The 11,225-nt window shown below is 53.3% G+C and carries 11 protein-coding genes; 6 read left to right on the plus strand and 5 right to left on the minus strand.

Going from position 1 to position 11,225, the window contains the following annotated elements:
- Position 1 precedes the first annotated feature (1 nt).
- The gene (locus tag EHSB41UT_RS23245; protein ID WP_087113264.1) at positions 2-658 is read left to right on the plus strand and encodes an aspartate/glutamate racemase family protein; all 657 of its coding nucleotides are present in this window, start codon (positions 2-4) and stop codon (positions 656-658) included.
- A gap of 4 nt (positions 659-662) precedes the next feature.
- Here EHSB41UT_RS23245 and EHSB41UT_RS23250 read toward each other — a convergent pair whose 3' ends face one another.
- A complete protein-coding gene (locus EHSB41UT_RS23250) occupies positions 663-1,139 on the minus strand; it encodes a hypothetical protein (protein ID WP_087113265.1) in 477 nt (158 codons plus the stop codon).
- A 180-nt stretch (positions 1,140-1,319) separates the two neighbouring features.
- On the opposite strand from EHSB41UT_RS23250, the gene EHSB41UT_RS23255 reads away from it, so the two are divergent.
- The 3 genes from EHSB41UT_RS23255 to EHSB41UT_RS23265 are packed head-to-tail and all read left to right on the plus strand — an operon-like array spanning position 1,320 to position 3,206.
- Complete coding sequence (locus EHSB41UT_RS23255; protein WP_087113266.1) at positions 1,320-1,895, plus strand: hypothetical protein; 576 nt, start codon at positions 1,320-1,322, stop codon at positions 1,893-1,895.
- Positions 1,895-2,812 carry a metallophosphoesterase gene (locus tag EHSB41UT_RS23260; RefSeq protein ID WP_207626742.1) on the plus strand — a complete coding sequence of 306 codons (918 nt, stop codon included), beginning with the start codon at positions 1,895-1,897 and terminating at the stop codon, positions 2,810-2,812. The genes EHSB41UT_RS23255 and EHSB41UT_RS23260 overlap by 1 nt, the downstream gene beginning before the upstream one ends.
- Before the next feature lie 34 nt (positions 2,813-2,846).
- A complete protein-coding gene (locus tag EHSB41UT_RS23265; RefSeq protein WP_087113268.1) occupies positions 2,847-3,206 on the plus strand; it encodes a hypothetical protein in 360 nt (119 codons plus the stop codon).
- Between the two features lie 30 nt (positions 3,207-3,236).
- On the opposite strand, the gene EHSB41UT_RS23270 is transcribed toward EHSB41UT_RS23265, so the two are convergent.
- Positions 3,237-3,395: a YqaE/Pmp3 family membrane protein gene (locus EHSB41UT_RS23270; RefSeq protein WP_087113269.1), complete on the minus strand. Its 159-nt coding sequence runs from the start codon at positions 3,393-3,395 to the stop codon at positions 3,237-3,239.
- A 244-nt stretch (positions 3,396-3,639) separates the two neighbouring features.
- On the opposite strand from EHSB41UT_RS23270, the gene EHSB41UT_RS23275 reads away from it, so the two are divergent.
- Both EHSB41UT_RS23275 and EHSB41UT_RS23280 read left to right on the plus strand, forming a co-directional pair.
- Positions 3,640-4,674: a histone deacetylase family protein gene (locus tag EHSB41UT_RS23275; protein ID WP_087113270.1), complete on the plus strand. Its 1,035-nt coding sequence runs from the start codon at positions 3,640-3,642 to the stop codon at positions 4,672-4,674.
- A 28-nt stretch (positions 4,675-4,702) separates the two neighbouring features.
- Positions 4,703-5,803 (plus strand): polyamine ABC transporter substrate-binding protein, encoded by a 1,101-nt coding sequence (locus tag EHSB41UT_RS23280; RefSeq protein ID WP_242667400.1) that lies wholly within the window; start codon positions 4,703-4,705, stop codon positions 5,801-5,803.
- 73 nt (positions 5,804-5,876) lie between these two features.
- Here the strand turns inward: EHSB41UT_RS23280 and EHSB41UT_RS23285 are convergent, their stop codons facing one another.
- The 3 genes from EHSB41UT_RS23285 to EHSB41UT_RS23295 all read right to left on the minus strand — a co-directional run bounded on the left by EHSB41UT_RS23285 (position 5,877) and on the right by EHSB41UT_RS23295 (position 11,202).
- On the minus strand, positions 5,877-7,808 hold the full coding sequence (locus tag EHSB41UT_RS23285; RefSeq protein ID WP_087113272.1) for an outer membrane protein assembly factor BamB family protein: 1,932 nt from the start codon (positions 7,806-7,808) through the stop codon (positions 5,877-5,879).
- Between the two features lie 115 nt (positions 7,809-7,923).
- Positions 7,924-9,273, minus strand: a complete 1,350-nt coding sequence (locus EHSB41UT_RS23290; RefSeq protein ID WP_087113273.1) for a DUF1329 domain-containing protein — start codon at positions 9,271-9,273, stop codon at positions 7,924-7,926.
- A 57-nt stretch (positions 9,274-9,330) separates the two neighbouring features.
- Positions 9,331-11,202 (minus strand): DUF1302 domain-containing protein, encoded by a 1,872-nt coding sequence (locus tag EHSB41UT_RS23295; RefSeq protein WP_133060643.1) that lies wholly within the window; start codon positions 11,200-11,202, stop codon positions 9,331-9,333.
- Positions 11,203-11,225: the final 23 nt, after the last annotated feature.

The following is an 11,225-nucleotide window of genomic DNA, read 5'->3' on the forward strand; positions in this document are numbered from 1 at the left end:
TATGCCTCATATTCAGATAATAAACCCCAGTAGTGACCGTGCGTTCACTCTCGGTATTGCCCAGGTGTTGAAACCTCTGGAGCGTCGGTTGAATATCACTTTGGAATTCGCCACCCTCGAACAGGCACCTCTGGCCATTGATACGCAATACGATATTGATTCGGTGTCTGCGCCGGTGTGTGATCTGATTCGCTCAAGAAAAAAGGATATTGATGCGGCTGTGATCGCCTGCTTTGCTGATCCTGGGGTGAGTGCCGCTCGGGAGCTGTTCACCATGCCGGTAATTGGCTGTTGTGAGGCGGCATTATCGCTGGCGCTGAATATGGGGGAACGCTTCGGAATTATTTCTACACGACCAGAAGCCTATAACGCTGAACTACGACAGATTCGAGGTGTTGGGCTGGAAAAGCGATTGGCCGGGGTGATACCGGCAGAGATTCCGACTGCGCAGATGATGTCTCACTCCCAGGGGCTGGAAACCCTTATTGACCGTGGCCGACAGTTAAAGGCTATGGGCGCGGAGTCTATCGTACTGGGGTGTGCCGGAATGGCCAGTTACAGCAAGAAGCTGGAAGACGCATTGAACATGCCGGTGATTGAGCCGGTAACAGCCGGTTTGGGAATGGCAGTAACCCGGCTGGCTATGCGCGCGTTCTGAAGGTTCAGGCCTGCTCAATCTCCAGCAGATTAGTTTGCATGCGTGTCGGTGAGGCGGGTATCAGCGTCATGGATGACAAGGCACTGGTCAGGCTTTCCAGTTTCTCTTCCAGCACCGGTACCGGGGTGCTGCGCAAACACGCGATCACTTCATCCCGTTCATTAATATCGCCCTGGTTCATCAGCCAGGTGGCAATATAAGGGTGCTTGCCAAGAAAGTACCTGACCTGTGGATCATTATCAGCCAGCTCACAAAGCTGGTTAATAGTACGGGCATTTATGAACTTTTCATTTTCCGAGAGGCTTGGCTTGTCAACATAGTGTTGGCGAAGAAACTTTTTGGCATCCAAAACCTGAACCGTCGGGCGAGCGTGGCTCTTCATCGGTTGGAATTGCGAGCCAAGGTGACTATAGGCTGGTTTACGATAGGACGGGGCAACCTGCCTTCGGTGTCGGGCGATAATCGATGAATAACGTGCCATAACTCCTCCTGTGCCATGGCGCTACTATAGATTTCCTGACTTTTGCATACTATTCGACCAAGGTCTGATAGTGAGTGTGGTTGACTGCCTATTTAGGTCTGATTAAGGTAATAGCTTCCCAGCGCTCATTTATTCCTACTTGCAGGCGCTATAAAAGTTTCGCTAAATCGGAGAGTAACTATGACATCCCCACTTTCTTTGACTATTGATCAGGTTTCGGTCACCGGGCTGATCACTTTGCGTACCGCCTCGGATCTGGTGGTTGCTATTAGCCATCCCTGGGCAGGTTTCCAGCTTGGCGCACCTCATATTCCCCGTCTTGCCGCAGGGCATAAGGATTATCGGGATAAACAATGGGATGCGCTTGCCAGCCAGCTGCTGAGCGATCTTTACCGGGCAGTTAGTTCGCTGAAAGAGCATTCGTCAGACTTGTGTGAGGCTTATCAGCAGCCTGACAGCCTTCGCGACAGGCTGGATGGAACCCGTGAAGAGCTGGTCGCAGTCAAACACCAAAAACAGCAGGCCCGGCAACAGTTTGCCGAAGGTCTTTTAAGTCAGCGTGATTACCAAAGCGGCTTACGGCAGTTGTCCAAAGTCGAGCAGCACTTTCAGGAGTTGGCCGAGCAGGCCAAAAGTGATTTTCTCCGGCAACACCTTCCAGAGTCATGTACAGCTCTTCAGCCGGATGATGTGCTGAACTGGCTTGAGAGTCAGTTACATTCAACGAATAATAATTCTAAGCAAGAGGAGCAGTGATGTACGACATCATCGGAGATATTCATGGTCAGGCCGATGAGCTGGAGCAGTTACTGAAAAAACTGGGTTATCAGCATAACGGTACGGCCTACCGTCACCCGGAACGTCGGGTTATCTTTGTTGGAGACTTTATTGATGGCGGTCGCCAGCAGCATCGGGTTGTCGAAATCAGCCGGGCTATGGTTGAAAGTGGTACAGCGCTGGCGGTGATAGGCAACCATGAATTCAATGCTATCTGCTATGCCACCCCCGCAGACAACGGCGATTATTTGCGTTCTCACACTAAACCCAAAAACACCAGGGATCATCAGGAGTTTCTGGATGAGTTTCCTTTCGGCTCACCAGAGCATCAGGAGGTGATCGGCTGGTTCCGTACTTTGCCGCTGTTTCTTGATCTTGGCGACCTGCGCATTATTCATGCAGTCTGGCATCACCCGAGTTTTGACGCGGTAGAGGATTGGCTGGATGAAAACAATTGCCTGATTCCGGAAGCCTACCGGATGGCTTCTGATCCAAACGACAGCTTATTTGATGCGGTTGAACATCTGCTGAAAGGTATAGAAGTGGAACTGCCAGAGGGCTACCACTTCTTTGATAAAAAGCAGAACCGCCGCACCGCTGCCCGTATCCGCTGGTGGGATGAGCAGGCGACCCATTGGAACAATGCGACAGTGGGCACAGGCAAAGCCTCTCTGCCTGATCAGCCTTTGCCCAGCGATATTTACCGGTATCGTGATGCTGTCCCGCTGTTTGTCGGCCATTACTGGCTGAAGGATACACCGGAGGTGCTGGCTGACAATGTCGCCTGTGTCGATTACAGCGTGGCGCGGGTTGGTGGCAAGCTTACCGCCTATCGCTGGTCTGGCGAGAAGCAGCTGCGCTCCGAGAACTTTGTCTGGGTCGAACGCACGCAATAAAATCTGAGAAAAAGAATAAAGAGCTGTTATTTCGATGAATCTGATTTATAACCATAAACAACGTCAGGGTCGTATTGTTGATGAAAACCATCAGCTGATCCGGCAGTTACCACCCCATAAAGACACAAATCCTGCGCCTCGTTTTGCTGCAGCTTCTCCTTTCCATTACACGCAGCAGTTGCTTTCCTATCTGGCCGGCCTCTATGAAGAGGGTGTATTGGAAGAACAGGGGACAGAAGATGATATGGTCTGGGCTCTGATTCGGATCTGCGACGAAGACGACACTGCTTTTCGTGATCAGTATCAGACCTACCATGGTCAGGTCGGGTTTCTGATCGATGAAGGCGTGATCTTTAATGAAATCTGCGTTGAGGTAATTGAAGAGGTGTTTTGAGCCTGCCTATCAATGTGATGAAGGGAGGCATTAACGCAGCACCAGCCAGAGTGCGTGCACCACCCCGGGCACGAAGAGCACAATACACAACAGGATATTAATAATCAGATCCTTGCCCACGCCGTTATTCAGCAGTACCGCTACGGGTGGCAGCAAAATAGCAAGGATAACCAATAGGACTTTATTCATTTCTGGATCCCAATCGCACCATCAATGAACCAACACTAGCAGGCTCTGGATGATTTGCTCTGACCAGTCTTGGTAGACCAGAGCAGAGCTCCTCTGTCGCCATACCAAATCTTTACAATCCCTGTGAACCTTCTACTTATTCCGTGGCAGAATGTTTTGCGTTAAGTTCACGCGCCTGCGTAATTCTGAAGGTCTTTTGGGTGCTCTCCCGAGGCCTGACCTGTTCATAGAGTGACGGTAAACCATGATCACATTCTATTCCGAACGCCAGCTTGAACACTGCGGCGTCACCGAGGTGTTAAGCGGGGAAGTTGTTTCCAGTTTTGAGTGCCCGGAACGTGTTGATCAGGTTCTGAACCGACTGCGCGAACGCAGTCTGGGTGACATTCTGGCACCCGAGTCTTTTAGTCTGGACACCGCCTGCCGGGTACATACCCCGGACTATGTGGAATTTCTGCAGACCGTCTGGCCACGCTGGCACCAGATGTACCCTGACACCACTCAGGCCATTCCTTATTGCTTTGCTGTGCGTGGTCTGGCTCCCCGTTGTCCGGATCATGTTGAAGGACAGTTGGGCTATTACTCCCTGGATATGACCGCCTCCATTGTTCCCGGCACCTGGAACGCCATTAAGGCCGCGATGGATTGTGCTCTGGCAGGGCAGCAACATATTGCCGGTGGTGCCCGTTCGGTATTCAGCCTGTGTCGTCCTCCCGGCCATCATGCGACTGCGGATCAGATGGGCGGTTATTGTTATCTGAATAATGCTGCTATTGCCGCCCAGGCTTATCTCGATTCAGGCTGCAAGAAGATAGCGATTCTGGATGTGGACTATCACCACGGCAATGGTACCCAATCGATCTTCTACGATCGTGATGATGTGTTGTTCCTGTCGCTTCATGCTGATCCGGCTCAGGACTATCCACATTACTGGGGCTATGCCGATGAGACCGGTGTCGGTCCGGGTGAAGGTTTTAACCTCAACCTCCCTTTGCCTATTAACCGTACTGACTGGTCACTGTACCGCCAAGCGTTGGATAAAGCGCTGGCCGCAATTCAGTCCTATGGTGCTGAGGTGGTGATTGTCTCGCTGGGTCTGGATACCTTTGAGCAGGATCCGATCTCCTTCTTTAAGCTCAAGTCGGATAATTATCTGGAGCTGGGGCAGCTGATCGCTGGTCTGAATCTCCCCACCCAGTTTGTTTTTGAAGGCGGTTATGCCACAGGCGCGCTGGGCCTGAATACCGTCAATGTTCTGGAAGGCTTCAGCGGTCGCTGAAGTTGTTTGTGTCTGTGAGGAAACCCTATTGAAAAAGACACTCAGTGCCCTGGTGGCGGGCATTTCTCTGGCTATTTCCGTAAACGGTATGGCCAGTGATGACCAGCAGCTGAACGTAGCCAACTGGTCCCATTATATTGCCGAAGATACCGTGCCGAATTTTCAGAAGCAGACCGGTATCAAGGTGAACTATGGGCTCTACGACAGCAATGAAGCACTGGAAGGCCGTTTGCTGGTGGGCAATTCCGGTCTGGATGTGGTTGTGCCGTCGTCTTATTTCCTGACCCATCAGGCCAAGGCCGGTGTATACGAAAAGCTGGATAAGACCCGACTGCCAAACTGGAAGAACCTCGATACTGGCTTGCTCTCCAAGCTGGCACTGCACGACACCGGCAATACCCATGCGGTTCCTTATATGTGGGGCACCTCCGGTATTGGTTATAACGCCGGCAAGATCAAAGAGCTGCTGGGCGAGAATGCACCGGTTGATAGCTGGGCGCTGGTGCTGGACAAGGGCAATGCCGAAAAGCTGGCCAAGTGTGGTATTACCATTCTGGACGACCCGACCGATGTTCTGGCTTCGGTATTGACCTACATGGGTAAAGACCCGCTGAAAGCGACCAATGCCGACTGGCGGGCCGCGGGCGAAAAACTGAAGACGATTGTCCCTTATGTCGCCAACTTTAACTCTTCCCAGTTTGTGGAAGAGCTGGCCTCCGGTTCTACCTGTGTGGCCATCGCTTATTCCGGCGGCACCCTGCAGGCGGCCCAGACTGCCTGGGATGCTAAAAATGGCAACGACATTCGTTACTTTATTCCGAAAGAGGGCGCTCCGGTCTGGTACGACGTACTGGCCATGCCTGCTGATGCACCGAACAAGGATAATGCCTACAAGTTCCTCAATTATATGATGGAGCCTGAGGTGATTGCCGAGGTGAGCAATACCATCTCCTACGCCAATGCCAACCGCGCGGCCACGCCGTTTGTCAGCGAAAGCATGCGTAACAATCCGGGTATCTATCCGTCTGATGAGGTGATTGCCAACCTGTTTATCACCCCGGCCATGGATGCCAAAACCACCCGTCTGGTCAACCGTATCTGGACAGATGTGAAGATGGCGGGCCGTTAATCGGCTGTGGTTTGATAGAACAAGGCCCGAACACTCAGTGTCCGGGCCTTTTCTTTACCGCCTGCTCGCAGGTTTAGCTTTTGGTGGCAATCGTCGTCAGTTGCTCACAGAGGCTGGCGGTGGATGTGCTGGCCTGCTGTAAAGCCGTGGTATCAATATCGGTTAGCTGGTCAGATAAGCCGGACAGTTGTTGCTTATCGAGAATACCTTCCTGTGTAGCAGCTGTTAACGCGATATTGGCCTGACGCAGAAGAACATCGGCGTGTACCACATTAGCCTGACTGGAAGCCGGTGCGCTGCTTGCCTGTGCAAGGGCGTTGCTCAGTCGTTTATCCGCCGCGCACAAGGTATCCCGCATCAACAGGTGGTTACGTACAGGCTTGTAGCGGGCAATTCCACCGGTTAACGGGCTGACCAAAGGCCCGAACAGGGCACGGCTGATGGAACGGCGAATCGGGGAGTGAGCGATATAATAGCCGCCATCCGGGCCGGTAATGGTGGCGGCCACAGATTCCTCCACGCCTTCGGTGTAGGAAATCACCTCGCCGGTTTCACGATCCAGCAGACCAACGCCTATCTCGATCGGCAGTCTGACCGTACCTTTCTCATAGCCGCTGCCGAGCATGACGGCGATGCCATTGGCAGTCACGGTGGCAGTCAGCATATTCAGGTTTCGGTAACCCAGCATCTCGGGGTACATATCGAGATTGGCTTCCCAGACAATCTCACCCCGTTTGCCATGGTCTTTGATCTTGAATAGTGAGCCTGTGGTGATGGCAAACAGTTCATTGTTTTCAGAGGCAACGGTGATAGAGGCAGGTATCTGCTCACCGACGTTTACACGCCAGAGTTCGTTCAGGTCGTTGTCCAGGGCAATTAAGTGACCATTGTCATCTGAGGCGTATACACGCTGACCATCGGCTCTCAGGGCAGGGGTTGAACCACTGCCGCCCTCGAAATAGGTACTGGCAGCCACTTCCAGACGATAACGGCCATCGGCGGCTTCCACCATATCAATGGCATACAGGGCACCATTACCGGCCTTGCCATCTTCCACGGCATCAGCCTCATCTGGTGCAGTTGCGGCAACCCAAATCCGTCCGGTATTCGGATCAATGGAGAAATAATTGGCCACCTTTACGCCACCGCCATAGATGACATCGGCTACCTTACTGAACCGGCCTGGTGCCTGGGGATCTTCGCCATAGGCTTCTTTCATGGTCTGGTCGGTTTTCTCGATCAGCCAGGGTGCTGGTCGACCGGTTCCGGAACCAATTGCAGGTGCGCCCGGGACCACAAAGGGTTCGACCAGTCTTCGTTCTCCGGTTTTTCTGTCAAGAGCAAACATATTGCCGTCAATTAACAGCCCGAAAATACTGTCGGACTGAGGGTGGTAGCTGGCACCAAAATTATGGGCGTTCCGGCTTTTCCCCGGTTTCGGCTTTGGTTCTTTAAGGCCAGTGGATACATCCCAGATAATGCTGCCATCCTGACGAACGGCGAGGGCACGTTCATAGAGAGTCAGATAAATGATCTGCTGCCCCGGATTGTCGGGATCATCCAGAACCAGCGGTGTGCCGCCGCCCTGGCTGTAGGGCTTGCCTTCAATGGCCCAGCGTCGTTCACCGTTTTTTGGATCCAGGCTGACCATCACCACTGGTTCCATCGGGGTGAGCGGGCTGAAATAAATATTGCCCTGACGATCAATGGATGGACCTTCGGCAGTAAACATCTCAGGCTCGGCAATCCAGTCGAGTTCAACCGCCGGTGAGACTGCCGTCAACACTTCATCGGAGTTGCGGGTGCTGCCATGGATTGAGCGAAAGGTATCGTTTATACCCAGCACCGGATGTTCGGGCGGTGAAAAACGCGTGCCTTCCGGTTGCCATTGGCTTACGGCAGGGTGTTTATATGTTTTCGGGGTTTTCAGATAGCTGTTCAAGCCGATACCGACAGCTGTGGCGGCAACGGCCACAGTCCCGGCAATCCATCTTTTTTTAGCCATAGCGTCTCTCTGATAGTATTTCTCTGGATTTGTTTAGGCGTTGGGGCGTGTAGATGTCAGCACAATCCCGAAACGGGATTGCCCTGACATGTCTTCAATTGCAGAAGATGGAGAATCAACGTCCCCAACGACGTATGGCTGCAGGGGTGTAGTCGGTTTTGCTGGCGGTTTTGCCAAAGATCAGGCTGTTGTCACCACTGCCCGCAGGGCCATTGGTGATATAACGGTTGGAGTTCATATCGTAGAACACTTCCGTTGCCATCCATGGCACCTGGGCCGGGTTGAACTGCAGGCTGTAAGCCATGCCCACACGCCAGATCTGACCGCGGCTGTCGTACAGATCGGCCAGGGCAATCTGCCAGCTGTCCTCATCAATGTGGAAGGTGCGCTTGCCGTAGATGTGACGGGCGTCGTCTTTCAGCGTGGCTTCCACTTCCCAGACCCGGTGCAGCTCGTAACGCACCAGTTCAGGGTTGATATGGCCGGGCTGGATCATGTCGGCGGTATCAACATTGCGATCATAGAGGGCATAGCTGTTATAAGGAATATAGAGTTCCTTTTTGCCTTTGAGCGTCCACTCGTAGCGATCCGGCGCGCCGTTGAACATATCAATGTTATCGGAGGTCTTCAGGTTGTCACTGGAGGCGGCCGGGTTGTCATAGGCAATGTTCGGAGCTCGACGCACACGACGCTGTCCGGGAATATATTTCCAGGCACGGCGTGGCTCGGCAATCTGGTTGACCGGCTCATGCACCAGTGTGACTTCACCGGCCATACGGATAGGTTTCAGCACCTTGGACTTGTAGTAGTAGAGCAGGTTGTGATCGTCCTCTAGCCCTTCAATGCTGGGGTAGAAGTTCCAGACTGTCTGCTTGAGAATTTCCCGGTAGCTGCCATCGGCCTCGGCAATGACCTGATTCAAGTGCATATCAACACTGTCACCCCGATAGCGCAGCATATGGTTCCAGATAGCCTGCAAGCCATTTTCTGGTTGGGGGAAGGGCACGCCATTATTAAAGCCAATCAGGCCATTACCATTATCCTGCAGCTGGGCTTTGCCCAGATTGTTAAGGGTGTTCTGGTAAACCGACTCCGGATAGCTGGCGCTGCGACGGGTGGGGTAGATATTCATGGTGAACGTCTTCGGATGACGTTCAAACATGGCCAGCTGGCCGGCGGAAAGCTGATCCCGGTATTGGTCCAGATTCTCGGCAGTGATAGTGAACAAAACCTTATCATCGGCATAGGGGTTCACCATGGAGCCATCTTCAGCCATGGTTGCCTGATTAGCGGGCAGGCCACCGGTCCAGGCTGGGATGGTGCCACTTTTGTTACCTGCCAGCTCGGCGCCAACGGGAGTCAGCCCCTTGGCTTCCAGAGGGTTGCTTGATGCCGCATGGCCTGTTGTTGCCAGACCGAGCAAGGCGCTGAGCGCGAGGCTCTTGGCCAGAATGTTTGTGTTCATAAGTTCGTCTCTGATTCTTATTGTTGTTGGCTCAGGGAACCGGTTTATACGCCGTCATTAGAAGCTCGCACTTACGCTGACACTGACAAAGTCACGGTCATCGCGGCTGCTGTAATCGTTGTTGCCAAAGAAGTTGGTATAAGACAGGTCGGCCTTATAGTTGTCCTTGTACACTGCGCCCAGTTTCAGGGTGGCAGCCATCTGGCCTTCCTCAAAGGCACCACCGGGCTGGTAGGCATAGCCGTTGACATCATGGCGGAATGACAGGGACGGCATGAGATTCAGGCCGGGCAGCACACTGCTGTAGATCAGCGTGGCATTCAGGTTATAGCCCCAGCTGTCTGCCGTCGTGTAACCCTCATCAGTACAGAAAGCATCAGTGGTTCTTGGATCGGTATCGCACACCCCGGTACCGGTGGTATCACCACGGCCGAACAGCGCGGAACGACCATAACGGTTACCGTCGTCCAGTGAACCGATATGCATAAAGCCGACTTCACCGGTCAGGGCGAGTTCAGAGGCTCCCAGTACCTGCGGGAAGGTATTGATGGCAGTGATCTGCAGCTGGGTAACCGGCTTGCGCACATAGCCTTCGGTCAGTTGCCCGTAATCGGCAGGCGTGCTGCCACCTGCTGCGGCTGAAGCCAACAGATCATTGACGTTAATCTGCAGAGGCATATTCGGGCGATAAGTGACTTCACCGGACAGGGACCAGCCGCTATCCAGACTGGTGTTGAAGCTCAGGCCATAAAGACGGATATTCTCCGGATAGACCGCATGGTAAGTGGCGCCCTGCACAAAACCGGCTGGCCGGATGGTGCCCAATTGCGGGTGGTTGATGGCCGGTACATAGAAATCAATATCACCGGCCGGGCCAAAGAACCCCGGAGCCAGAGGATTGGGCATCAGTGGACGGAACTGATTCTGGTCGGCATTCACTGCGCTCAGGTAAGGCAGACGGCTGTGGTAGTTAATAAAGTAGAGGCCGAACTCGGTACCGTTCAAAGCTTCGGCATAGTACTTGAGGGACGCACCCCACTGACCATTGTCGCCTGGCAGCTTATCCGCTGTGCGATCGATAATCACATTGCCGCCCAGTGGGGTAATCATCGATTGCTCTTCCGGTGACAAGGTGGCACTGGTAAAGATCGGGCCACAGCCAGGCTGAATGGCATCGGTGGCGGCAAAGAAGGTGTTACAGCCATCCTGCACTGTTGGTCGCCAGTTCAGCTGATAGAAAGCTTCCATAGTCACTTCCGGAGTCAGGCCGATACTGCCGTACAGCATCTCAACCGGCAGCAAACCTTCCTTGATTTCCACACCGGGGCGATTAAAGGCTGCAGCATCGACAGGGTTGATGACATTGACGCTACCCTGGATAAAGGTGCTTTCACCCCAGCTCAGTACCTGCTTGCCCAGACGGATATCGACGGGCATATTGCCGATATCAAAGTAAGTCCAGCCATAGGCTTCCAGCAGTTCGATACCACTGAAGCTGGCCATATCGTCAAAGCCGCTGTCGTCGAACTCTGTATAACGACCGCTTTTGGTTTCCAGCCAGTGGTCATACCAGTATTTCACGCTGCCTTTGAAACCGTAGTTACGGTATTCCAGAGACAGCTCCGTCAGCCCTTTGTACTGGTTGGAGATCACATCCCCTTTGGCGAAATTCAAACGACCATTGTCGGCATTCGGGCCTACGCCGGTGCCGGGTTTGATCGACAGGCTTTTACTGTCGCCATGGGAATAAAGCTGGCTATCCGGGTCGGCAGTACTGATGCTGATACCGGCACTGACTGTCGTATTCAGGGTGCCAGTCAGCTCACCGTCCAGACCATCAAAGCTGATGGCCATGGCAGTGCCTGAGGCCAGTGCTGAGTTCAACAGCACGGCCAGAGAGAGCGGGTGAAGAGGGTATCTTCTAGTCACAGTTGTTTCCTATTGTTGTTATT

Source organism: Parendozoicomonas haliclonae (assembly GCF_900174585.1).
GTDB classification, from domain to species: Bacteria; Pseudomonadota; Gammaproteobacteria; order Pseudomonadales; family Endozoicomonadaceae; genus Sansalvadorimonas; species Sansalvadorimonas haliclonae.